Genomic DNA, 24,247 nt, shown 5'->3' on the forward strand with positions numbered 1-24,247 from the left:
CGATGAACGCTCCGTTTCATTCACTACATGATCCTGCCACACCGCCGATCGTCAACGGCCTTTCGGTCGATGTCGAGGACTGGTTCCAGGTCGGCGCGTTCGAGAATGTGATCGCCCGCGACGAGTGGGACGCGATCGGCATGCGGGTCGAGGACAATGTCGCGCGCATCATCGATCTGTTCGCCGAGGCCGATGTGAAGGCGACGTTCTTCACGCTCGGCTGGGTGGCAAAACGTCACCCCGTAATGATCCGCCGGATTGCCGAGGCAGGCCACGAAATCGCCAGCCACGGATACGACCATGCGCGCGTGTTCACCTTCTCGCGCCGCGAATTTGCCGAGGATATCCGCAAGGCGCGCGACATCCTTCAGGATGCTGCGGGCGTGACGGTGACAGGCTACCGCGCGCCGAGTTTCTCGATCGATCACCGCACGCCGTGGGCTTTCGCCGAACTGGCCGAGCAGGGCTATGCCTATTCCTCCAGCGTCGCCCCGGTGGCGCATGATCACTATGGCTGGCCCGAGGCTCCGCGCTTTGCCTTCCGCCCGCTGGCGTGGTCGTCGTTGATCGAGCTTCCTGTGACCACCGCGATGCTTGCCGGACGGCGGGTGGCGGCAGGCGGCGGGGGCTTCTTCCGGGTACTGCCCTATGGCTTTTCGCGCTGGGCGATCCGGCAGGTCAACCGCGACGAGGGACGTCCGGCGGTGTTCTATTTCCACCCTTGGGAAATCGACCCCGATCAGCCGCGTGTGGCCCATGCGCCGCTGCGTTCGCGGTTCCGGCACTATACCGGCCTTGCCAGAATGGCCGACAAGCTGCGCGGGCTGGTTCATGAATTCCGCTGGGGCCGGATGGACATGATCGCCCACCGTGAGGCTGCGCGGGCAGGCGAACTGCCGGCAGCGTCCAGCAGCGCTGCGGAAGAGATCGCGGCATGAATGCGCCGGTGAAAGCCGGTCAGCAGGTGCGCGCGCTCGATTGGCGCGATGCGGGCGAGTTGCGCCGGATCGAAGGCTTCGTTGCCGAACACGGCGCAAGCCTGTTCCACCGCCCGTCATGGTTGCAGGGGGTGGAGGCGGGGACCGGCCAGCGCGCAGCGGGGCTGGTGTGCGAACGGCTTGGCGTCATCACCGGCTGGCTGCCCTTGACCGAGGTGCGATCCGCATTGTTCGGCAAGGCGCTGGTGTCCAGCGGCTTCGGAGTCGGCGGCGGGATCCTTGCGGAAAGTCCGGATGCGGCGCGTGCCTTGGCGCGGGCGGCGGAAGATCATGCGATGCGCGGTCGCTTCAACGGCATCGAACTGCGCGGCGGCCCGATCCCCGAGGCATGGGACGCGTGGGACGACAAGCATTGCGGTTTCGAACGCCCGCTAGCCACCAGCGACGAGGCCGAGCTTAATGCGATCCCGCGCAAAGCCCGGGCAGAAGTGCGCAAGGGGTTGGCGCTGGGGCACCGGGTCACGACCGGCCGCAGTGCCATCGATCTCGCCGCGCATTACGCCTGTTACAGCGCTAGCGTGCGCAATCTCGGCACGCCGGTGTTCCCGCGCCAGCTGTTTGCGGCAATGCTCGATGCTTTTCCCGGCAACAGCGACATACTCACCATTTGGGACGGCGAGACTCCGCTGGCGAGCGTGCTCAACTTCTATCATGCCGGGGCGGTGATGCCGTTCTGGGGCGGCGGCGTGCTGGCCGCCCGCGCAGCGAGCGCTAATGAACGGATGTATTACGAACTGATGCTCCATGCGCGGGTGCAGGGCATGACCCGCTTCGATTTCGGCCGTTCGAAAACGGGGAGCGGACCGTTCGCCTTCAAGAAGAACTGGGGCTTTGCGCCGCAGCCGCTGACCTATGGCGCATGGTGCGTGCCGGGGGCGCGGGCGCGCAATATCGATCCCACCGATGCCAGCTACAGCCGCAAGATCGACTTGTGGAAGAAGCTGCCGTTGCCCGTCGCCAATATTCTGGGGCCGTGGATCGCGCGCGGACTGGCTTAGGACAGGCGGCGATGGGCGACATCCTGTTCCTCGCGCACCGCGTGCCGTTCCCGCCCGATCGCGGCGATCGGATTCGTTCGCACCATTTGCTGAAGGCGCTGGCGCTGCTTGCCCCGGTGCATGTCGGGTGCTTTGCCGAAAGCGGTGCGGACGGCGCAGGCGGGGCGGCGCTGGCCGAACTGGCGGCGAGCCACTTTATCGCGCCGCGCACCAAGCCGCTGCCGTTGGCGGGTGTCGAGGCGGTGCTGGGGGGCAAGCCGGTCAGCCTCACCGCATTTCACAGCCGCACGCTGGAGCGCTGGGTGCGACAGACCATCGCCGATCAGGACATCAGCGCCATCGTCGTGTTCTCCGGTCAGATGGGGCAATATGTCCCGGCGGACTTCAAGGGCCGGGTGGCGATCGATCTGTGCGACGTCGATAGCGCCAAGTTCGCCAGCTACGCCGCTGCGGGCGAGCGGACATGGCTGAACAATCGCGAAGCGCGTTTGCTGGCGGCAGAGGAAGAACGGCTCGGCCAGCGCGCCGATGCAACGCTGCTGATTTCCGAAGCCGAGGCCGCGCTGTACCGCAGTCGACTTACTGCGCCGACAGGCATCAATGTGCAGGTGATCGGCAACGGGATCGATGCGGATGCGTTCGATCCCGCCAAAGTGGGCCGCCATGCGCTGCTGGCCGGATTGCCGGGGCCGCATTTCGTCTTCACCGGCCAGATGGATTACCGCCCGAACGAACAGGCGGCGCTGTGGGTGATCGACGCGCTAATGCCGAAACTGCGGGCGCTTTACCCCGATGCGCTGTTTCATGTCGTCGGCCGCAACCCGACCGCGCGACTGATGGCGCAGCACGGCCTTCCCGGTGTGCAGGTGTGGGGCGAGGTGCCCGATGTGCGCCCATTTCTCGCCGCGGCCGACGTGGTGCTGGCCCCGCTGCTGATCGCACGCGGGGTGCAGAACAAGGTGCTGGAGGCGATGGCGATGGCGCGTCCGGTGGTGCTTACCCCCGATGCGGCCACCGGAATTGCGGCGCAGGACGGCGAACATTGGCAGGTAAGCGAGCCCGATCCTGCCGCCATGTGCGCGCGGATCGCCCCCTTGCTTGCGGAGCCCGAGGCGCGCATCCGCATGGGTGCGGCAGCGCGCCGGTTCGTTATCGAACAGCATAGCTGGGACGCGATGCTGGCGCCGCTGACGGCGCTGGTGGGTATGGACAGCAAGGGCGTGCGCGATGCCGCCTGAGCCTGCTGTCTTTCCCGCCCAAGGTGTTGCATTTTTCGTGCGCATCCCGTCAGCGTGGCGCGCACCGCTGGCCGCACTTGCTGCGGCATGGCTGGCCCTGCTGCTGGCGACCGCGCAAAGCTGGGGCGAGATGCTGCACCAGTGGTGGAACATCGACACCTACAACCACCTTCTGCTGGTGCCGTTCATCATTGGCTGGCTGGCCGCAATCAGGGCGCGAGATCTGGCGGTAATCACGCCCAAGCCATTCGCGCCGGGCCTGCTGCTGGTCGCCGCAGCGCTCGGCCTGTGGTGGGTGGGCCGTGCAAGCGGAATCAACCTCGTCGCCCATGCCGGAGCCGTCGGCGCGCTTCAGGCCGCGCTGGTCAGCGTGCTTGGCCTGCGTGCCGCGTTGCTGCTGGCCTTGCCGCTGGCAATGGGGGCTTTCCTCGTGCCGTTCGGCGACGAGATCATCCCGGCGCTGCAATTCATCACGGCCGATATCGCGATCGCGCTGACCGGGTGGAGCGGCGTTCCTGCGCGGATCGACGGTATCTACATCGATACGCCTGCGGGCCTGTTCATCGTCGCCGAAGCCTGTTCGGGTGTGAAGTTCCTGATCGCGATGGTTACGCTGGGCGTGCTGGTGTGCTTCACGCGGTTCGAAAGCTGGCCGCGCCGTGCAGCCTTCCTCGCTGCCTGCATCATCGTTCCGATCCTCGCCAACGGGGCGCGGGCATGGGCGACGATCTATGTCGCTCAGCATATCGGGGCGGAGGCGGCGACGGGGTTCGATCACATCGTCTATGGTTGGGTATTTTTCGCCATAGTGGTCGCGGCGCTGCTGGGGGTAGCATGGCGGTTCTTCGAGCGTGAGCCGGAGGAGCATGGCTGGAAAGTTACGACGCTGGCGAACTGGCGCTGGCTTGGCCGTGCGGAAACCAGGCAACTTGCGCCGATCAGCGCGGCGCTCGTCATTACCGCAATGGGCGCGATTGCCGCGCTCGGCCCCATGCTCTAGGCCCGCGCCGATATGTGCGGGATCGCCGGGATATTTCATGCAGAGACGCCCAAGCCGGTCGATCCCGTGCGGGTCGAGCGGATGTGCGATGCTCTGGTGCATCGCGGTCCGGACGGGGGCGGGGTGTGGACCGATCACGGGGTAGGCCTCGGCCATCGCCGCCTCTCGATCATCGATCTTGCCGGTTCTCCGCAGCCGATGCATTCCGCCGATGCGCGCGCCGTGATCGTCTTCAACGGAGAGATCTACAATTTTCGCGAACTGCGCCGCGAGTTGGAGCAGGCGGGGTTCAAATTCCGGACGTCCGGCGATACCGAGGTGATCATCGCCGCGTGGCAGCGCTGGGGGCCGGATTGCCTCAACCGGCTTGACGGGATGTTCGCCTTCGCGCTGTTCGACCGCGAGAAACGCCAGCTGTTTCTGGCGCGGGACAGGTTCGGGGTGAAGCCGCTGTTCATGGCGCACCTGTCCGACGGCAGCATTGCCTTCGCGTCGGAGTTGAAGGGCCTGCTCGCCCATCCGCTGTTGCGCCGCCGGGTCAGCCCCGAGGCAATCGAGGCTTACATGACCTGGGGCTATGTGCCCGACACGCATTCGATCCTTGCGGGCGTGGAGAAGCTGCCAGCCGGGCATTTCTGGCTGCTGCAGCAAGGCCGCGCGCCGGGACGGCCGCAGCGGTGGTGGGACATCGACTTCACGCAGCGCGAGCGCGGCAGCGAGGCCGATCTGTCGGCGCAACTGGTGCATTTGATGCGCGAAGGCGTGCGGTCGCGCATGGTCGCCGATGTGCCGCTGGGCGCGTTCCTTTCGGGCGGGGTGGATAGCTCGGGCGTGGTCGCGTTGATGAGCGAGGCCAGCAGTCAGCCGGTGCAGACCTGCTCGATCGGGTTCGATGTCGCCGCCTATGACGAGACCAGCTACGCCCGTCAGGTCGCCGCAAAATTCGGCGCGGATCATCAGGAGCGGATCGTCGCCACCGATGATTTTTCCGCCATCGATCAGCTTGCTGCCATGTTCGACGAGCCGTTTGCCGATGCCTCGGCATTGCCCACTTGGCGGGTGTGCCAATTGGCGCGTGAGCGGGTGACCGTGGCGCTGTCGGGTGATGGAGCGGACGAGGCGTTCGCAGGCTACCGGCGGCAAGTGTTCCACCACCACGAGGAGCGCGCGCGCGCCGTGCTGCCTGCGGGCCTACGCGGCTCGCTGTTCGGCACGCTCGGACGCGCATGGCCCAAGGCCGATTGGGCGCCGCGTCCGCTGCGTGCCAAGGCGACGTTGCTGGCGCTCGCGGAGAGCGGGGAGGCAGGCTACGCGCGGGGTCTTTCGGTCACCACGCCGGAAACGCGGGCGGGGCTTTATTCCGACAGCTTCACCGCCAGCCTGAACGGGTTTCGCGGCGAGGATGAACTGATCGCCCTGATGCGCTCAGCGCCGGGGCGTTCCGGCCTCGACCGGGCGCAATATGCCGATCTCACCTTCTGGATGCCCGGCGACATCCTCACCAAGGTCGACCGCACCAGCATGGCGGTGAGCCTCGAAGCGCGCGAGCCGCTGCTCGATCATCGCCTGGTCGAGTTCGCCGCACGGCTGCCCGAGGGGATGCGGGTCAAGGGCCGCACCGGCAAATATCTGCTCAAGAAGTCGCTCGAACGCTATCTGCCGAGCGACATTCTCTACCGGCCCAAGCAGGGTTTCGTGACCCCGATTGCCGAGTGGCTGCGCGGGCCGCTGGCGGGTGCGGCGCGCGGGATCGCCACGGGCGGGCTGGCGCAGACCGGCACCTTCGATCCCGGCGCCATCGCCGCGCTGGCCGAGGCGCACATTGCGGGCCGGGCCGATCATTCTCGCAGCCTTTGGCAATTGCTGATGCTGGAGAAATCGCTCGAACGGCTCGGGGTCAGCGCCTAGCCCTCTGCGCCGTGGCCCAGCGCCATGTATTCGTCGGATTGCATTTCGTTCAACCGGCTGACCGTGCGCGCGAATTCGAACGCGCCGTCGCCTGCCTGATAAAGCTCCTCCGGCACGGCAGCCGCTGTGACGAACAGCTTCACCCGGTTTTCGTAGAGCGCGTCGACCAGCTTGGTGAAGCGGATCGCTTCATTGCGGTTTTCCGGCCCCATTTTCGGTACGCCGACGATGATGACGGTGTGATAGGCCTGCGCGATGGCGAGGTAATCCGCCGCGCCGCGATTTGCCCCACACAGCTTTTTGAAGCTGAACACGCCCACGCCCTTGAGGCTTTTGGGGACATGCAGCGTGCGCCCGCCGCCCAGATCGAGTTCGCCGCTCGGCACATGCGCTGCATCTTCCGGCTCGAAGTCGGTCAGCCGGAAGAACGCCTCGCGCACTTGGGCGGTTGCCGCGTCGCCAATGGGCGCGTGCCATGTCGCCAGCCCGCCGATCCGTTCGAGCCGGTAATCGGTCGGGCCGTTCAGGCTCAGCACGTCCATCCGCTCCTCGACCAGATCGATGAAGGGCAGGAACAGCGAGCGGTTGAGCCCGTCCTTGTAGAGGTCTTTAGGCGGGCGGTTACTGGTGGTGACGATCACCGTGCCGCTCTCCATCAGCGCGGTGAAGAACCGCCCCATGATTGCGGCATCGGCAGTATTGTTGACCACCATCTCGTCGAACGCGAGGCAGCGGACCTGTTCTGCCATGCGCAGCGCGACCGCGATCAATGGATCCTGCTGCTGGGCCTTGCGCTGCTCGGCGACGAGACGATCGACCTCCAGCATGAAGGCGTGGAAGTGGACCCGGCGTTTGCGCTCGATGGCGAGCGTCTCGACGAACAGGTCCATCAGCATCGACTTGCCGCGTCCGACGCCGCCCCACATATACACGCCGCGCGGATCGGGCGTCGCTTCGCGGGTTCCGGTCAGCCGCGCCAACAGGCCCCGCTTGGCGGGCGGCGCTTCCAACTCGCGCTGCAACCGGTCGAGCCGTTCGGCAGCCGCGCGCTGATCGGGATCGGCGCGCAATTCACCGCTGGCGATCAGCGCGTCATAGCGCGCAAGCAACCCGCTCACGGGCGCGGCTGCATCTTGCGCACGATCCCCGAGAAGCTGGCGACGACATCGCCTTCCTGCTCCACCATCCCGCGCACGAACACCAGCTTGCCGGTTTCGCGCACGATCTCGGTCACCGCGTCCATCGGCCTTGCGGGATCGCCGCCGCCGACGAACTGCGTGGACAGCTCCAGCGTCACCGACGGGCCGGCATTTCCTGTGCCGAGGTTGTGCATCGTCACGAACAGCGAGATGTCGATCAACGACAAAGTCACCGCACCGTGGACGATGCCTTGCAGGTTCTCGTGGCGGCGCTCCGGGAACATCCGCAGGCGCGCCTTACCGTCCGGATCGACGCGGGTGATGAGCTTGCCCATCACCGCGCCGTTGAACAGCGTCGGATCTTTCAGGTTCCAGTGGTTCCAGCCGGGATTGTCCGGGTCCGGCCCGTGCTCGAACACGTCGTCTTTCAGCGCCACCGGATCAGATGGCCCGTTCGGCCATCATCTTCTTGGTTTCGGCAATCGCCTTGGCCGGGTTCAGGCCCTTGGGGCAGACATTGGCGCAGTTCATGATGGTGTGGCAGCGGTACAGCCGGAACGGGTCTTCCAGATCATCGAGCCGTTCGCCGGTCATCTCGTCGCGGCTATCGGCGAGCCAGCGATAGGCCTGCAGCAGGATCGCCGGGCCGAGGAACTTGTCCGAATTCCACCAGTAGCTGGGGCAGGCGGTCGAACAGCAGGCGCACAGAATGCATTCGTACAACCCGTCCAGCTGTTCGCGTTGCTCGGGCGATTGCAGCCGCTCCTTGCCGCTCGGCGTAGGCGTGACGGTCTGCAGCCATGGGCGGATCGAGGCGTATTGCGCGTAGAAATGCGTGAAATCGGGAACCAGATCCTTGATCACGTCCATGTGCGGCAGCGGCGTGATGCGAATCTCGCCCTTCAGATCCTCGATCGCGGTGGTGCAGGCGAGGCCGTTCTTGCCGTTCATGTTCATCGAACACGAACCACAGATGCCTTCGCGGCACGAACGGCGGAAGGTCAGCGTCGGGTCGATCTCGTTCTTGATCTTGAACAGCGCGTCCAGCACCATCGGGCCGCATTCGTCGAGATCGATTTCGAACTTGTCGTAACGCGGGTTCTGGCCGCTGTCGGGATCGTAGCGATAGACCTTGAACGACTTGACCCGGCCGCCAGCAGATTTGTGCACCTTGCCATCGTTGCGGATCTTGGAATTCTTGGGGAGAGTGAAGGTCGCCATTGAGTGATCCCGTTGTGATTTGCACCCTATCTAACGCCTGATCCCTGTGAGGCAAGCGGCGGGTGCGGCACAGGTGTTGCACGCTTTCGCACACAGGTTGAACACCGCGGCGCGAGCGTGTTGGAGACACATGAGACACTGTCCAGGGATCGAAAAACCTCGCGGGCGATGACCGCGCGGCAGGCGCGGGCGGGATAGCTGCAAAAAGGGCGGAACCAGCCGGACATGCCAGTGCTTTAGCTGGCATGGATGATGTAGGACAGCAGGCGCAGCAATGGCCGCGCAGCGCGGCGGTGTTCGGAGCTTCGGGAGGAATCGGGCGTGCGCTGTGCGAACGTCTGGCGGCGCATGGGACCAGGCTTATCCACGCCGGATCGCGCGGCGGCACGGAGCCGGCGGGCGCGGGTTTTCGCCCGTTCGCCTTCGATCTCACCGACGAAGCCAGCATTGCCGCCGCTGCGCAGGCGATGCGCGGCGACCCGCCCGAATGGGTGATCGTGGCGACCGGCGCGCTGACGCTGCCTGATGGAAGCGGGCCGGAACGCACCTATAAGCGGCTCGATGCGGCCGCCATGGCCCAGGTGCTGGCATTGAACACCATCGGCCCCGCGCTGATCGCCAAGCACATGCTCCCGTTAATGCCGCGCGGGCAGCGCTTCGTGTTTTCAGCGCTGAGCGCGCGGGTCGGTTCGATTTCGGACAACCGATTAGGCGGGTGGCATTCCTACCGCGCCTCGAAGGCCGCGCTCAACATGCTGCTGCGCAACTTCGCGCTGGAAATGGCGCGCACCCATCCCGAAGGCGTGATCGCAGGGCTGCACCCCGGCACAGTCGATTCCGCGCTGTCGCAGCCGTTCCAGTCCAACCTGCCCGACGGCCAACTGACGGCTCCGGCAGAGGCCGCCGAAAACCTTATCGGAGTGCTGGCGCGACTCGGGCCGGAGCATTCAGGCCGGGTGTTCGATTTCCGCGGAGACGAAGTCCCGGCCTGACAGGTTCTCAGCGGGCGAGCAGTCCGTGGCGAGCAAGACCTTCGGCCACCAGCGTCTCGATCAGCTGCTCCTGCGTCCAGCCCGCCAGCGCCGCCGCCCGGCCGAACACCTTTTCCGACCACAGGTTGCAGTTGAGGTTGAGCTCGAGAAACTGCACGTCGCCCGTCTCCTCGTTCACGCGGAATTCGAAGCGGCCATAATCGAACGGGCGGTATTCCTCCCACGCCTTGTGGGTGAGTTCGGTGATGCGCGCGACGATCGCCGGATCGGTGAAGGGGTCGAGCGAGTATTTGTGGCTGCGGTCGACCAGATCGCGTTTTTCGTAATAGGTGCGCAGGTGCGCCGGATCGGCCTGCCGGAAGATCATCATCGGCAAAATCTGCGGCTCGCCATTGATCGTGATCACCGGCACTTCGACATCGCTGCCTTCGATAAAAGGTTCGACAATCGCATCGTGGCGGTCGGCGTGCGTGCGCTGGATCGCTGCTTTGACACCGGCCCAGTCATGCGCGTCCTCCACGCCCCAACTGGCCGAAGATGCATTCGGCTTGATGACATAGCGGCTTGCGGGCGGGCACTTGTCGGGGCTGATCGGCGCGCCCTGACGGTAGATCGCCCAGGGCGCGGTCGGCACCCCGGCATCGCGCACCGCACGCTTGGCAAGGTGCTTGTCATCCGACAACCCGCGCAGGATCGGACTGGCGCCGAGATAGGGAATGCGCGCGCGTTCGCACAGCAATGGCAGCAGCATTTCGGAATTGAAGAACCCGGCGCGGTTCAGCAGCGGGAAGACGAAATCGACCTTCGGCGGATCGAACAGCACATCATGCGTCTGGGCGACCATCAGGTTCAGGCCCAGCCCTTCCAATGTCTGGCGCACTTCGCGGTGGTAGATCGCGTGATTGCCGTCTTCGGGGTGCAGTTCCCCTTCCCACAGCGCGTTCTTGGCGATGAACAGGATGGTCAGCCGCTCCTTGGCGTCCTCGGGGATGCGGAGCGGCTCGGGGAAGGTGGTCATGGGTCAGTGCGCCTCTTGCGGGAAGTGGGGCGGTTTAGTCCCGTGGGCGGGCGTGCGCCAGATGCATTTTGCGGTTTTATTGCCGCGCGGCTTTCTCTAGAGCCGCGTCGTTCCCAGCAGTTTGCACGCGAAAGGCTGCCATCTTGCCCCCTCTCAACCGCCCGCTTGCCGGGTTCGACGCTTCCGAGGATGCGCTGGCACTGATCGCGGCACTGGCGGGAGGAGGCGATGCGCGGATCACGCTGGACCCGGCGACGGGCCTCAACCGCTATCTTTCCGCGCCCCATCCACGCGATGTGCTGGCCTATTCCTCATCGACCGTCAGCGATATTTCCGCCGATGCTTTCACGCATCTGCTGGCGCATGCGGGCGAGCGCGCCGCGCTGTCATACGGCGAACGGCTCGAAGCGTTGCGGGGCCGCATCCGCGCCGCCTATGGCATTGATGCGGCGGCGCAGATCGTGTTCGCTCCGTCCGGCACCGATCTCGAATATGTCGCGCTGGCACTGGCGCTGGGGCGCGGGGCGGCGGGGATCCACAATGTCCTGCTCGGCGCGGACGAGATCGGCTCGGGCTGTATCCATTCCGCGCACGGACGCTTCTTCGCTGACGAAACCGCGCTGACAGGCGATGTCGCGCCGGGCGAGGACGTGGCAGGCATGGGGGCGATTACGCTGGTCGATGTGCCGGTGCGCTGCGCTGACGGAGTTGCGCGCAGCAGCGCGGAGATCGCCGCCGGGATGGGGCTTGAAATCGCTGCCGCGCGCGCTGCCGGGCGGCACAGCGTGGTTCACTGCGTCCACGGATCGAAGACCGGGCTGGTGCTGCCTGCGCTGTCCGATCTCGACGGGTTGATGTCTGAATACGGCGACGCGGCGACCTTCGTGGTCGATGCCTGTCAGGCGCGGATCACCAGCGCGGCGATCGCCGATTACCTCGCGCGCGGGGTGATTGTGCTGATGACCGGATCGAAATTCGTCGGTGCGCCGCCGTTCAATGGCTGGGCGCTGGTGCCTGCGGCGCTCTCCAACGGCTCCGTGCCGCTGCCGCAGGGCTTCGCCCGCATCTTCCGCCGTGCGGAATGGCCCGCCGGATGGCCGGGCGGGGACGTGCTGGAGGACAGCGCCAACACCCCGCTCGCGCTCAGGCTGGAAGCGGCGCTGTTCGAGATCGAGCGGTTTCAGGCGATCCCGATGGCGCAGATCGCAGCGATGATCGCCGCCTTTGAAGCGGCGCTGCGGGCGCATCTTATGGCGCCGCTGGGCCTGTCGCGGGTCACGCCGGGGAGCGAGGACGATGGCGATAGCCCGATCGAAATGCGCACGCTGGCAACGCTCGACCTGTCGGCGCTACCGGGGCTCGAAAGCTTCGATGCCGCGCAGGCCGCGCACAAGGCGCTGGCGCTGGAGGGCATCCGGCTCGGGCAACCGGTCAAGTGCGTCCGCGTGAACGGGGGGTGGGGCGGCACGATGCGGGTCGGCTTGTCGATGCCGCAGCTGACCCGCTGGAATGGGTTGGCAGAGGGCGCGCTTGCCGACGAATTGGAACAGGACATGGCCCGGATCGCCGCAGGCCTTGGCGGAGTCGCCAAGCGAACCGCTGCCTGACTGCTCTTCCCGCACGCGCCATTTGGGCTACAACAGCCCCACGGGCGCGGATGAAGGGAAGAGCGGATGAGCCTCAAAAGCTGGTACGAAGCGAACATCATGCCGCGCCTGATCACCTGCGCCTGTTCGCAGGGGCAGGTTATGAAGCGCCGCAGCGCCGTGGTGCCGCTGGCACGCGGCGACGTGTTCGAACTCGGCTGCGGCGGCGGGATCAATCACGAATTCTACGATCCGTCAGCGATCACATCCTATTCCGGGATCGATCCGCATGAAGGCCTGCTGGACAGCGCCCGAACAGCGGCGCGGGACAAGGGCTGGGCAGCCGATCTGCGGCAGGCACGCGGCGAGGCTATCCCCTTTGCCGATGCCAGTTTCGATTGCGCCGTGTGCACCTTCACCTTGTGCTCGGTCGACGATCCGGCACAGGTGATGGCCGAGATGCGCCGTATTCTGCGCCCCGGCGGGCAGCTGCTGTTCCTTGAACACGGACGCGCACCCGACCGCGATGTGGAGCGCTGGCAGGAGCGGATCGAGCCGGTGTGGAAACCGCTGGCCGGAGGCTGCCACCTCACCCGTCCGATCGGCAAGGCGCTGATCGGTGCGGGTTTCGCGGTCGATCAACTGGGCGAGGGCTATACGCCCAAGGCGCCGCGCTTCGCCGGGTGGATGGAGTGGGGTGTCGCGCACAAGCCCGTCTGACCGGGGCGCCGCATAAACAAAGGGCGGGAGAGGTTGCCCGCTCCCGCCCTTGTTTTGTCGGACTAACCCGCGGCTTATTCGCCGCCCGGACTATTCGCCGAACGTGCGCTGCCACCAACCGCGGCGCGGTTTGGCTTCGCCGGTCGGTTCGGGGGCGGGTTCGGATTCGGTTTCCGCCGGAGTGTCGGCAGCCTTGGCCCTGCTCCGACGCTTCGGCTTGGGCGTTTCCTCGGCCATGGCTTCTGCGGTTTCGGGCGCGCCGTCCGGACCGGCGATCACGGCCATGTCTTCCTTGACCTGTTCGGACAAGGCTTCGGCAGCGGGAGCATCAGTAGCAGGAGCCTCGGCGGGCTTGCGCGGTGCGCGCTTGCGCTTCGGCTTTTCGGCCGGTGCTTCTTCGGCAGCAGGGGCTTCCGCCGCCGCCGCGTCGGCCGCAAGTTCAGGAGCGAGTTCCGCAGCCACTTCGGCTACCGGCTCGGCTTCCTTTTTCTTGCGCGGCGCACGGGTGCGCTTGGGCTTTTCGGCGGGTGCATCTGCCACCGGTTCGGGCATGGAAGGTTCGGCAACGACCTCGGGCTCGGCAGCGGGGGCGTTGTCATCGGCATTGCCGCTGTCGTTGCCGCTGTCTTCGCCATCGTTCTGTGCCTCACCCTCGGCACCGTCACCATTCTCGTCGCGGCGCTTGCGTCCACGACCGCCGCGCCGACGGCGCTTCTTGGGGCGGCCTTCGCCATCGGTTGCATCGCCGTTGTCGGTGTCTGAGCTATCGGCGCGATCGCCGGCGTCGTCTTCGCCGTCGCTGTCACCTTCGCTGTTGCCGTCGCCGTTATCCCCGCCACGTTCGGCGGCTTCGGCTGCGTCATCCTCATCGCGCTCCTGACGGGTGCGATTGCGACCGCCACGCCGACGGCGACGCTTCTTCTTGCGGCCGCCATCATCGTCGCTGTCCGCACGTTCGCGGCGCTGGGAAGGCGTGCGCTCTTCCTCCTCGGCGAAGTCTTCTTCCTCCTCGGGAAGATCCTCGTCCTCGTCTTCGTCCTCGTCGATGATCGGATCGAAGCGTGGTGCCTGCGCCGGACGCGGGCCAGCGCTGGAGACGCTCATCTTCGCGCCTTCCTCCTCGCCTTCGGGCACGACTTCGACAGTGACGCCGTAACGCTGTTCGATCTCGACCAGATCGGCGCGTTTTTCGTTGAGCAGGTAGATCGCCGCTTCGGTGCTGGCGGCCAGACGGATCACGGTTCCACGGCCCTTGGCCGCTTCGTCCTCGATCACGCGGAGCGCCGAAAGCCCGGCCGACGATGCCGTGCGCACCAGCCCGGTGCCGTCGCAATGCGGGCAGGAACGGGTGGTTGCTTCCAGAACCCCGGTGCGCAGCCGCTGGCGGCTCATTTCCATCAGGCCGAAGCTGGAAATGCGGCCCACCTGAATGCGCGCGCGGTCATTCTTGAGCGCGTCCTTCATCGCCTTTTCGACTTTTCGGACGTTGCCCGAATATTCCATGTCGATGAAGTCGATCACGACCAGACCGGCCATGTCGCGCAGACGCAGTTGGCGGGCGATTTCCCGCGCAGCTTCAAGGTTGGTGTGAAGCGCCGTCTGCTCGATATTGTGTTCTTTGGTCGATCGGCCGGAGTTGATGTCGATCGAGACCAGCGCCTCGGTCGGGTTGATGATCAGATAGCCGCCGGATTTCAGCTGCACCATCGGATCGTACATCGCGCGCAGCTGGTCTTCCGCGCCATAGCGCTGGAACAGCGGAACCGGATCGGAGTAGGCTTTCACCCGCCGCGCATGGCTGGGCATCAGCATCTTCATGAAGGCCTTGGCCGACTTGTAGCCGTCCTCGCCTTCGACCACGACTTCTTCGATTTCCTTGTTGTAAATATCGCGGATCGCACGCTTGATCAGGTCGCTGTCCGAATGGATCAGCGCCGGCGCGACCGAGGCGAGGGTGTTTTCGCGAATCTCGTCCCACACGCGGGCGAGGTAATCGAAGTCACGTTTGATCTCGGGCTTGGTGCGGCTCATCCCGGCGGTGCGCACGATCAGGCCCATGGAGCGCGGCAGCTTGAGATCGGACACCATGTCCTTCAGTCGCTTGCGATCGCTGGTCGAGCTGATCTTGCGGCTGATGCCGCCGCCGCTGGAGCTGTTGGGCATTAGCACGGTGTAGCGACCGGCAAGGCTGAGATAGGTGGTCAGCGCCGCGCCCTTGTTGCCGCGTTCTTCCTTGACGACCTGCACCAGCAGCACCTGGCGGCGCTGGATGACGTCCTGGATCTTGTAACGGCGGCGCAGTTCCTGGCGGCGGGCGCGAACTTCGTCGACCTGCTTGGCGCGGCTGCGGTTGCTGTTGCCACCGTTATTGCCCTTATCGCCGCCCTTGTCGCCGCGATTGCCCTGACGGCGACGTCCGCGCCGACCGCGGCCGCGATCCCGGTCGCCCGTTTCGCTGCCGTCATCTTCGCCGTTGTCGTCTTCGCTGTTGTCGTCGCTGTCGCTGTCGTCCGAGGAGCCGTCTTCGATGGTGGAGACGTCGTCCTTGTCGGAGGTGTCGACTTCCTCGACGCCGTTTTCGGCGAAATCTTCGGCAAGCGCTTCACCGCTGTCGTCATCGGCGTCGTATTCGTCGCCGGGCGAGATGCCTTCGTCTTCGTCCTCGTCGCGCAGCCGGGCTTCTTCCTCGGCGGCCTCGGCCTCTTCGGCGAGCAGCGCGTCACGATCGGCCTTGGGGATCTGGTAATAATCGGGATGAATTTCGCTGAAGGCGAGGAACCCGTGACGATTGCCGCCAAAATCGACGAACGCTGCCTGCAGCGAAGGTTCGACCCGGGTTACTTTGGCAAGGTAGATATTGCCTTTGATCTGCTTGTGTTCGGCAGATTCAAAATCGAATTCCTCAATCCTGTTGCCTGTAAGAACCGCCACCCGTGTTTCTTCCGGGTGGCGCGCATCGATAAGCATGCGCGTTGCCATTGAATAGTCTCCATGCGTCCGGCCTTACCCGCGAGCGGGATATGAGGGGACGCCAATTGTGGGATGATCCGGACAGCCGTGTTTGGCGACCGGAAGGGATAGTCACGCCGTGCCCGCAAAGGGGTGAAGGCGCGAAGCTCGTGTCTGCAATGACAGGATCGCGGCGGATCGCCGCGCCTCGGCCCGCGACAACACAGGCTGCCGAAGCGCGCGCTGTGCTGGTTTGCGGGGAAAAGCGTCTTGTCACTGCATCAACCTGTTCAAGAACCGGACGCCGCAACAAAGAGGGAATCCGGTATCAGAGGGCGGCTGTTCGGGTGCAGAGACACCGGATTGCAACCACTCTGGCACTACCGCTAGCACTGTGGGGCAAACCCCGCAACTCTATTGCTTTATCACAAGGCAAGAACGTAAGCCGGTTGCGACATGAGCTTTCGTACCCTGCTGCTGATCGTGCTGCTGGTTCCTGCGCTGCTGCTGGGCGGCGCCGTGATGCTGGGCGTAACGATCCCGGTGCCGCACTGGGGGCGCGACTATGTGCAGCGCTTCGTGCTGGCGGGCGAGACCGTACCGCTCGATCTGCCGCAGATCGCCGGCCCGGAGGATTCCGCGCTGCCGCTGGTGGTGATCGATGCCGGACATGGCGGACGCGATCCGGGTGCGATCGGCACGGACGCCGAAGGCCGCGAGGTGCATGAAAAGGACATCACGCTGGCGCTGGCGCTGGCACTGCGCGAGGAATTGCTGCGTTCGGGCCGCATCCGGGTCGCGCTGACCCGCGCTGACGACCGGATCGTGCCGCTTCCCTATCGCCCCGAAATCGCGCGCCTGCTCGAGGCTGACCTGTTCGTATCGATCCACGCCGATTCCGCCGGAACGCGCGAAGATGTCAGCGGGGCGAGCATCTATACCTTGTCCGCTGACGCCTCGAGCGAGGCCGCCGCCCGGTTCGCCGCGCGTGAAAACGATGCCGACCGGCTGAACGGTATCGCCATCGAGGGTCAGAGCGAGACGGTGAGCGCCATTCTGGTCGAATTGTCGCAGCAGCGCACGCAGGAAGACGCGATCGAGTTTTCCCGTCTGGTGCTGCGCGAAGGCGGCGATCGGCTCGCCTTCCATCCGCAGCCCAGCCGTTCCGCCGCGCTCGCCGTGCTCCGCGCGCCCGATGTGCCTTCGGTGCTGTTCGAAAGCGGGTTTGTGACCAACCGGCTCGACCGGGCGCGCCTGACCACGACCGAGGGGCAGGCGCAGTATGCGAGCGTGCTGGCGCAGGCGATCCGGATCTACTTTGCGCGCCGCGCCGATGTCGGGAACCGGCAACAGGACGGCGAAATCGGCTAGCATTACCGGCTGCCCGCGTGCTACTTGCGCATCGTCCATGACTGACCAGACCCCCGCATCTTTGCCCGCGTCAGACGCCCCGTCGACTTGGGCCTACGCCCGCTACCGGGTGAACCGCGATATCCGCGGGGCATTGGCGTGGTTCGGCGAAAAGTGGCGCAGCAGCCTTTTGTTCAAGATCGCCGCGGGCCTGTTCGCGCTGGGGCTGGTACTCTGGATCGCCGTGTTCGTGTGGCTCGCCAGCGATCTGCCCGAGGCCGAGGCGCTGCTGGTTTACGAAACCCCGTTGCCGACGGTGGTGCGCGGCAATGATGGCGAGATCGTCCATGCCTATGCACGCGAGCGGCGGGTGCAGTTGCAATATGCCGATTTTCCCGAACAGTTGATCGAGGCTTATCTGTCGGCCGAGGACAAGACCTTCTTCAGCCACGGCGGCATCGACTTTTTCGGCACCGCGAATGCGGTGTTCGACTATGCCAGCAAGATGGGCTCGGGCGAGCGCGCGGTCGGCGGATCGACGATCACCCAGCAGGTCGCCAAGAACCTGCTGCTGGGCGACGAATATTCGGTGACGCGCAAGGCGAAGGAAATGATCCTCGCCGGGCGGATCGAACAGGTGCTGACCAAGCAGGAAATCCTCGAGCTTTACCTCAACGAAATCCCGCTGGGGCGGCGTTCGTTCGGCGTGCAGGCGGCCGCGCGCGCCTATTTCGACAAGGATGTCGGCGATCTTGACCTGCACGAGATGGCGTTCCTGGCGATCCTGCCCAAGGCGCCCGAACGCTATGGCCGCAAGGGTCAGGAGCAGGCGGCGATCGCCCGGCGCAATTTCGTGCTCGACCAGATGGAGAACAACGGCTTCATCACCGCCGCGCAGCAGGCCGCAGCCGCAGCCGAGCCGCTTGGGCTGGTCACGCAGCGCCGCGAACGCAGCGTCGATGCGGGCTACTTCCTCGAAGAAGTCCGCCGCGAGCTGATCGACCGGTTCGGCGAAACGGCCGAGGACGGGCCGAACAGCGTCTATGCCGGCGGGTTGTGGGTGCGCACCTCGCTCGATACCGAAATCCAGATGGCCGCGCGCGATGCGTTGCGCGAAGGGTTGCTGCGCTATCACGGCGGGCGGGCATGGACCGGGCCGATCGCCACCATCGACGTGGGCGACGGCAGTTGGGCGAGCCAGCTGCAAAGCTCGCCGCTCGGCATCAGTTACAAGGACTGGCGCATCGGCGTCGTCACCAGCCGCAGCGGCACGTCGGCGCGGATCGGCTTTTCCGACGGAACCGAAGCGCCGCTGACGAACCTGCCCGACCGGCTCAAGGCCGGTGACGTGATCGCTGCCAATCCGGCCGGAAGCTCATGGCAGGTGCGCACCATCCCCGAAGCGCAGGGCGCGCTGGTAGTGCAGAACGCGCAGTATGGCCGGGTGCTGGCGATGCAGGGCGGGTTCGACAACCGCTTGTCCGATTTCAACCGCGCGACGCAGGCGATGCGGCAGCCGGGTTCGACGATCAAGCCGTTCGTCTATGCCACCGGGCTCGACAGCGGCATGACGCCTTCGACGCAGATCGATAATTCGCGCTACTGTTATTATCAGGGCGCCAACCTCGGCGAAAAATGCATTCGCGGCGGGCGCGCGGGGCAATTCCCGCTGCGTTACGGGCTCGAACAATCGCAGAATATCATGACCGTGCAGATCGGCATGACGGCGGGGATGCCCAATGTCGTCAAGGCGGTGGAGAAGCTCGGCATCGGCGACTTCGACCCCTATCCCTCCACCGCATTGGGAGCGGGCGAAAGCACACTGACAAAGATGGTCGCTGCTTACGGCGCTCTGGCCAATCACGGACGGCTCAATCCGCCGACGGTGATCGATTATGTGCAGGATCGCCGCGGCAAGGTGCTGTGGCGCGCCGATACGCGCAATTGCCGCGGCTGCAGCATGGCCGAATGGGATGGCGAGCCGATGCCGCGCTTCGGGATCAAGGGCGAGCAGGCGATGGATGCGCGCACCGCATTCCAGGTGATGCACATGCTGCGCGGCGCGGTCAGCCGCGGAACCGCGACGGTGCTCAATCCGCTGAAGCTGCCGCTGTTCGGCAAGACCGGCACCACCACCGGCCCGAAGGACGTGTGGTTCATCGGCGGCACGCAGCAGATGGTGGCGGGGGCTTACGTCGGCTTCGACCAGCCGCGCAACATGGGCGGTTATGCCTATGGCGGCACGATCGCGGCGCCGATCATCAAGAGCATGATCGAAAAGACCCGCGACAAGTGGTCTGACGTGCCCCCCGTCGCGCCCGAGGGCGTGCGGATGGTGCGCGTCGACCGCCGCACCGGCAAGCGGGTGTTCGAAGGCTGGCCCACGGATGATCCGCGCTCGGCGATCATCTGGGAAGCCTTCAAACCCGATACCGAGCCGGAGCGCTTCACCCGGCAGGATGAAATCGCGGCGCGTCGCAACGAAATCCTCCAGCTGCTTCGCGCCGGTCGCGAAAGCGCGGCAGGCGCGGTGGTCGATAATGATAGCCCTGAAAGCCGCCGCGATTTCGTGATCGATCAGGGCGGGATCTACTGACGCCCACGCGCTTCCGGCGGGCGGGGAACCGGCGTCGGCATTGAAGGTTATGTGCCCATGAACAGACAGATCACATTGCTCGCCGCCGCCGCGCTTGCCGCCGCCGGTTTTGCCATTCCGGCCTCGGCCGAATTGCCAGCGGGCGAGAAGGCTCCGGCTTTCACGACGCGCGCCGCGCTGGCGGGCAAGGAATTCGGTTTCTCGCTCAGCGCCGCTTTGGCGAAGGGGCCGGTGGTGCTGTATTTCTACCCCAAGGCGTTCACGCAGGGCTGCACGCTCGAAGCCAATGCCTTTGCTGATGCCATGCCGCAGTTCCGGGCAGCGGGCGCGAGTGTGATCGGCATGTCGAACGACGATATCGAAACGCTGAAACGCTTCAGCCGCGAGGAATGCCGCGATGCATTTCCGGTCGGCGTGGCGGGCGGCAAGGTGACCGAAGCCTATGACGTGGCGCTCGGCAAATCGGGGCTGACCAGCCGCACGTCCTATGTCATCGCGTCTGATGGGCGGATCGCTGCGGTGCATTCGAACAGCGATTATCGCGGGCATGTGGAAAAGACGCTCGCAGCGGTGCGGGCGCTCGGGAAGTAGGCAGGCTGCACGCCGCTTCCGCCGCTTTACAATCGCGCCGTCCGCGTTAAGCGCAAGGCGCAAATCTGGCATCACTTTAAGGATCGATCATGCGGGCCGAGGCCCAGGCTTATATCAACCGGATCGAAGCGGCGCTGGCGTTGGTACGACAGTCGCTCGACTGGGAGCGTGCGCTGCGGCGTCTGGACGAACTCAATGCGCGGGTGCAGGATCCTTCCCTGTGGGACAATCCCAAACAGGCGCAGGCGATCAGCCGCGAACAGAAGACGCTGGAAACCGCAATCAACACCGTCAACGAAATCTCCGCCGAGATGCGCGACGCGGTCGAATTCATCGAAATGGGCGAGGCCGAGGGCGAGGATGCGATCGTCGACGATGGCTTGGCTACGCTCGCCTCGCTGGCCGACCGCGCCGATGCCGACAAGGTGCAGGCGCTGCTGTCGGGCGAGGTCGACGGTAACGACACGTACCTTGAAATTCACGCCGGCGCGGGCGGCACCGAAAGCCAGGACTGGGCGGAAATGCTGCTGCGGATGTATGCCCGCTGGGCGGAGCAGCGCGGGTTCAAGGTCGAAACGGTAGAATATCAGGCGGGCGATCAGGCGGGGATCAAGTCCGCCACGCTGCTGATCAAGGGCGACAACGCCTATGGCTATGCCAAGACCGAAAGCGGCGTCCACCGGCTTGTGCGCATCAGCCCCTATGACAGTTCGGCCCGTCGCCACACCAGCTTTTCCAGCGTGTGGGTGTTCCCGGTGATCGACGATACGTTCGAGATCGACATCAACCCCGCCGACCTCAAGATCGACACCTACCGCGCGTCAGGTGCAGGCGGGCAGCACGTCAACACCACCGATTCCGCCGTGCGCATCACCCACCAGCCGAGCGGCATCGTGGTCGCCAGCCAGCAGGATCGCAGCCAGCACAAGAACCGCGACATAGCGATGAACATGCTGAAAGCGCGGCTCTACGAGGCCGAAATGCGGTCGCGCGAGGAAGCTGCCAGCGCCGAACATTCGGCCAAGAGCGACATCGGATGGGGCCACCAGATCCGCTCCTACGTCCTGCAGCCCTACCAGATGGTCAAGGACCTTCGCACCGGCGTCGTCTCGACCTCGCCCGATGCGGTGCTCGACGGGTCGATCGATCCGTTCATCTCGGCCGCGCTGGCGCAGCGGGTGACGGGCGAGACGGTCGAGATCGAGGACGTGGAATAATCGTGCGCGTTTCGGGCTGGACGGCTTCGGCGCGCGCCTCGGGCTTGCTGGTCGCAGGCGCGCTGGCGCTGGTTGGTTGCGATCAGGTGGTACCGATCATGGCGGATCCGACCGACAGCCCGATCGACTTTCCCGAGCCCGATCGCCCGGTGGTCGAAGTGGTTTCCTACCAGTTCGCCGACGAGGACGCCCGCGACCAGCGCAACGAGGCGCAGGTGGTAATGGATCTTGCCGATATACGCCCTGGCATGACCGTGGCCGACATCGGGGCAGGGGAGGGCTATTACACCGTCCGCCTCGCCGAACGCGTCGGCGAGGACGGGCGCGTTCTGGCGCAGGACATCAGCCGCGAGGCGCTGGAACGGCTTGGCCGCCGGGTCGAGCGCGAACGGCTCGAAAACATCTCGATCAAGCTGGGCAAGCCCGACGATCCGCAGCTGCCCTCCGACAGTTTCGACCGCATTTTTCTGGTTCACATGTACCACGAGGTGACCGATCCTTACGCTTTCCTGTGGCGCATGTGGCCCGCCCTGAATGCGGACGGGCAGATCATCGTGGTCGAAGCCGATAGCCCGGTGGGCCGCCACGGGTTGCCGCACACGCTGCTGTTCTGTGAATTCGAGGCAGTCGGCTATGTGCTGGTCGAATATCTCGAACGGCCCGACATCAAGGGCTATTTCGCCCGGTTTCAGCGCGGTAAGGCGCGCACCCAACCCGAGGCGATCCGGCCCTGTAGAACGGGGCAGGAGTAAACCCGCCGCCAGACGTTGCGGGCAGCGCCGCGCGACACTATGTCACCACCACGTAATGCGCGTCAGAGAGGCGCGAAGGGGAGTTTTCATTGTTCAAGGGACTTAGCCCGATCGTTTATGGCGGGCGTGAAGTGTGGCCGCTGGTCGAAGGCGGCAAAGGTGTATCGGCGACCAATCATGCCAGTTCTGGCGCATGGGCGGCTGCGGGCGGCATTGGCACCGTCAGCGCGGTCAATGCCGACAGCTATGATGCGGACGGCAATCCGATTCCGCAGGTCTATCACGGCCGCACGCGCGAGGAACGGCACCAGGAGCTGATCCGCTACGCCATCGACGGCGCGACCACGCAGGTGAAGCAGGCCTATGAGTTGTCCGGCGGCAAGGGCGCGATCAACATCAACGTGTTGTGGGAAATGGGCGGGGCGCAGGCCGTGCTCGAAGGCGTGCTGGAGAATACGCGCGGCATGGTGGCGGGCGTCACCTGCGGCGCGGGGATGCCGTACAAGCTGGCGGAAATCGCGACGCGCTTCAACGTTGCCTATCTCCCGATCATCAGTTCGGGCCGCGCTTTCCGCGCCTTGTGGAAGCGTTCCTATCACAAGGTCCCCGATCTGATGGCGGCGGTGGTCTATGAAGACCCGTGGCTGGCGGGCGGCCACAATGGCCTGTCCAACGCCGAAGACCCGACCAAGCCTGAAGACCCCTATCCGCGCGTCAAGACGCTGCGCGACATGATGCGCGCCGAGGGCGTCAGCGATGACGTGCCCATCGTGATGGCGGGCGGGGTGTGGTTCCTGCGCGAATGGGAAAACTGGATCGACAATCCCGAACTCGGCAAGATCGCCTTTCAGTTCGGCACGCGTCCTTTGCTGACGCGCGAAAGCCCGATCCCGCAGATCTGGAAAGACATGCTGCGCACGGTCGAGCCGGGCGATGTGCTGCTCCACAAGTTCTCGCCCACGGGCTTCTACTCGAGCGCGGTCAAGACCCCGTTCCTGTATGATCTGATGCACCGGTCCGAACGCCAGATTCCGTTCTTCAAGCGCGGCGAGGAAGAAGGCACCGTACAGCTGGGCGAAGACGGCAAGGCGCGCAGTTTCTGGGTTATGCCCGAAGACAAGGCGCGTGCCGAAATGTGGATGCGCGCCGGACATACCGAGCCGCTGAAGACCCCCGATGGCACGATCATCTTCGTCACCCCGGAATCGCGCGACACGATCCGAACGGACCAGCAGGAATGCATGGGCTGCCTGTCGCATTGCGGTTTTTCGAGCTGGAAAGACCACGACGACTATACGACCGGCAGGCTCGCCGACCCCCGCAGCTTCTGCATCCAGAAGACCCTGCAGGACATCGCCCACGGCGACGATCCCGACAACAACCTGGCCTTCGCGGGCCACTCGGCGTACCGTTTCAAGCAGGACCCGTTCTACTCCAACGGCTATACGCCGAGCGTCGGCGAACTGGTCGAGCGGATCCTGACGGGGGATTGAGGTTGGACATCCGCATTGCCGATTTCGACAATGCGGATGTTTGCGACCTGATCGCACTTCACCAGCGGCGCGCTTACGATGCGTCGCCGCCGGGCACCTCTTTCGCCTTGGATCTGGCGGGCTTGCAGCGGCCCGAGATCACGCTTTTCGAGCTACGTGAAGGTACCCGATTGCTAGGCATCGGGGCCTTGATGGCGCTTCCCGACCGGACAGGCGAGGTCAAATCGATGCGCACTGCCGACGCCGCATTGCGGCGAGGAATCGGCGGTGCCATTCTCGCCCATATCGAGGCGGAGGCTCGCCGCCGCGGTTATACGAAGATTGTTCTCGAAACGGGAAACAATGAGGCCTACGCGCCCGCGAACGCGCTCTATCGGCGGCATGGTTTTACCAGACGCGGCCCGTTCGGCGACTATGCCGAAACCGGGTTCAATATCTTCTACGAAAAGGTTTTGGAGCAAACGTGACTGGGCGGTGCGAG

At 65.2% G+C, this 24,247-nt stretch carries 20 protein-coding genes; 15 read left to right on the plus strand and 5 right to left on the minus strand.

What is annotated here, in order from left to right; all coding sequences use genetic code 11:
* The first annotated feature begins 2 nt into the window (after nt 1-2).
* From Q0L48_RS01325 to Q0L48_RS01345, 5 genes are read left to right on the plus strand one after another with little or no spacing between them, the layout of a single operon-like run.
* Nucleotides 3-938: an XrtA system polysaccharide deacetylase gene (locus Q0L48_RS01325; RefSeq protein WP_296716349.1), complete on the plus strand. Its 936-nt coding sequence runs from the start codon at nt 3-5 to the stop codon at nt 936-938.
* Nucleotides 935-1,996, plus strand: a complete 1,062-nt coding sequence (locus tag Q0L48_RS01330) for a FemAB family XrtA/PEP-CTERM system-associated protein (RefSeq protein ID WP_296716351.1) — start codon at nt 935-937, stop codon at nt 1,994-1,996. Before Q0L48_RS01325 ends, Q0L48_RS01330 begins: the two co-directional genes overlap by 4 nt.
* A gap of 11 nt (nt 1,997-2,007) precedes the next feature.
* Nucleotides 2,008-3,234 carry a TIGR03087 family PEP-CTERM/XrtA system glycosyltransferase gene (locus Q0L48_RS01335; RefSeq protein ID WP_296716353.1) on the plus strand — a complete coding sequence of 409 codons (1,227 nt, stop codon included), beginning with the start codon at nt 2,008-2,010 and terminating at the stop codon, nt 3,232-3,234.
* A 37-nt stretch (nt 3,235-3,271) separates the two neighbouring features.
* Nucleotides 3,272-4,234 carry an exosortase A gene (xrtA, locus tag Q0L48_RS01340; RefSeq protein WP_296716356.1) on the plus strand — a complete coding sequence of 321 codons (963 nt, stop codon included), beginning with the start codon at nt 3,272-3,274 and terminating at the stop codon, nt 4,232-4,234.
* A gap of 12 nt (nt 4,235-4,246) precedes the next feature.
* Nucleotides 4,247-6,142, plus strand: a complete 1,896-nt coding sequence (locus tag Q0L48_RS01345) for an XrtA/PEP-CTERM system amidotransferase (RefSeq protein ID WP_296716357.1) — start codon at nt 4,247-4,249, stop codon at nt 6,140-6,142.
* On the opposite strand, the gene zapE is transcribed toward Q0L48_RS01345, so the two are convergent.
* The 3 genes from zapE to Q0L48_RS01360 are packed head-to-tail and all read right to left on the minus strand — an operon-like array spanning nt 6,139 to nt 8,502.
* Complete coding sequence (gene zapE / locus Q0L48_RS01350) at nt 6,139-7,260, minus strand: cell division protein ZapE (RefSeq protein WP_296716359.1); 1,122 nt, start codon at nt 7,258-7,260, stop codon at nt 6,139-6,141. The two genes, Q0L48_RS01345 and zapE, sit on opposite strands and share 4 nt — an antisense overlap.
* The gene (locus Q0L48_RS01355; RefSeq protein ID WP_296716360.1) at nt 7,257-7,718 is read right to left on the minus strand and encodes a PaaI family thioesterase; all 462 of its coding nucleotides are present in this window, start codon (nt 7,716-7,718) and stop codon (nt 7,257-7,259) included. Before Q0L48_RS01355 ends, zapE begins: the two co-directional genes overlap by 4 nt.
* Nucleotides 7,719-7,722: 4 nt before the next feature.
* Entirely contained in the window at nt 7,723-8,502 is a 780-nt protein-coding gene (locus Q0L48_RS01360; protein WP_296716362.1) for a succinate dehydrogenase iron-sulfur subunit, read from the minus strand.
* Nucleotides 8,503-8,747: 245 nt separating this feature from the next.
* Between Q0L48_RS01360 and Q0L48_RS01365 the strand changes: the two genes are divergently transcribed.
* A complete protein-coding gene (locus Q0L48_RS01365; RefSeq protein ID WP_296716364.1) occupies nt 8,748-9,494 on the plus strand; it encodes an SDR family NAD(P)-dependent oxidoreductase in 747 nt (248 codons plus the stop codon).
* 7 nt (nt 9,495-9,501) lie between these two features.
* Here Q0L48_RS01365 and Q0L48_RS01370 read toward each other — a convergent pair whose 3' ends face one another.
* On the minus strand, nt 9,502-10,512 hold the full coding sequence (locus tag Q0L48_RS01370; RefSeq protein ID WP_296716367.1) for a phosphoribosylglycinamide synthetase: 1,011 nt from the start codon (nt 10,510-10,512) through the stop codon (nt 9,502-9,504).
* A gap of 143 nt (nt 10,513-10,655) precedes the next feature.
* Between Q0L48_RS01370 and Q0L48_RS01375 the strand changes: the two genes are divergently transcribed.
* Both Q0L48_RS01375 and Q0L48_RS01380 read left to right on the plus strand, forming a co-directional pair.
* The gene (locus tag Q0L48_RS01375; RefSeq protein WP_296716369.1) at nt 10,656-12,119 is read left to right on the plus strand and encodes a hypothetical protein; all 1,464 of its coding nucleotides are present in this window, start codon (nt 10,656-10,658) and stop codon (nt 12,117-12,119) included.
* Nucleotides 12,120-12,185: 66 nt separating this feature from the next.
* Nucleotides 12,186-12,818, plus strand: a complete 633-nt coding sequence (locus Q0L48_RS01380; protein ID WP_296716371.1) for a class I SAM-dependent methyltransferase — start codon at nt 12,186-12,188, stop codon at nt 12,816-12,818.
* Between the two features lie 90 nt (nt 12,819-12,908).
* Here the strand turns inward: Q0L48_RS01380 and Q0L48_RS01385 are convergent, their stop codons facing one another.
* Nucleotides 12,909-15,797 carry a ribonuclease E/G gene (locus Q0L48_RS01385; RefSeq protein WP_296716374.1) on the minus strand — a complete coding sequence of 963 codons (2,889 nt, stop codon included), beginning with the start codon at nt 15,795-15,797 and terminating at the stop codon, nt 12,909-12,911.
* 426 nt (nt 15,798-16,223) lie between these two features.
* On the opposite strand from Q0L48_RS01385, the gene Q0L48_RS01390 reads away from it, so the two are divergent.
* The 7 genes from Q0L48_RS01390 to Q0L48_RS01420 all read left to right on the plus strand — a co-directional run bounded on the left by Q0L48_RS01390 (nt 16,224) and on the right by Q0L48_RS01420 (nt 24,233).
* Complete coding sequence (locus tag Q0L48_RS01390; RefSeq protein WP_296716376.1) at nt 16,224-17,138, plus strand: N-acetylmuramoyl-L-alanine amidase; 915 nt, start codon at nt 16,224-16,226, stop codon at nt 17,136-17,138.
* A gap of 37 nt (nt 17,139-17,175) precedes the next feature.
* Complete coding sequence (locus tag Q0L48_RS01395; RefSeq protein WP_296716378.1) at nt 17,176-19,713, plus strand: transglycosylase domain-containing protein; 2,538 nt, start codon at nt 17,176-17,178, stop codon at nt 19,711-19,713.
* A gap of 57 nt (nt 19,714-19,770) precedes the next feature.
* Entirely contained in the window at nt 19,771-20,304 is a 534-nt protein-coding gene (locus Q0L48_RS01400) for a peroxiredoxin (RefSeq protein WP_296716379.1), read from the plus strand.
* 89 nt (nt 20,305-20,393) lie between these two features.
* On the plus strand, nt 20,394-21,521 hold the full coding sequence (gene prfB, locus Q0L48_RS01405) for a peptide chain release factor 2 (protein WP_296716381.1): 1,128 nt from the start codon (nt 20,394-20,396) through the stop codon (nt 21,519-21,521).
* Between the two features lie 98 nt (nt 21,522-21,619).
* On the plus strand, nt 21,620-22,273 hold the full coding sequence (locus Q0L48_RS01410; RefSeq protein WP_296717081.1) for a class I SAM-dependent methyltransferase: 654 nt from the start codon (nt 21,620-21,622) through the stop codon (nt 22,271-22,273).
* A gap of 89 nt (nt 22,274-22,362) precedes the next feature.
* Complete coding sequence (locus tag Q0L48_RS01415) at nt 22,363-23,766, plus strand: nitronate monooxygenase (protein ID WP_296716382.1); 1,404 nt, start codon at nt 22,363-22,365, stop codon at nt 23,764-23,766.
* A 2-nt stretch (nt 23,767-23,768) separates the two neighbouring features.
* Nucleotides 23,769-24,233 carry a GNAT family N-acetyltransferase gene (locus Q0L48_RS01420; protein ID WP_296716384.1) on the plus strand — a complete coding sequence of 155 codons (465 nt, stop codon included), beginning with the start codon at nt 23,769-23,771 and terminating at the stop codon, nt 24,231-24,233.
* The last annotated feature ends 14 nt before the right edge of the window (nt 24,234-24,247 follow it).

The sequence above is a fragment of the Erythrobacter sp. genome, assembly GCF_024305245.1.
Taxonomy (GTDB): domain Bacteria; phylum Pseudomonadota; class Alphaproteobacteria; order Sphingomonadales; family Sphingomonadaceae; genus Erythrobacter.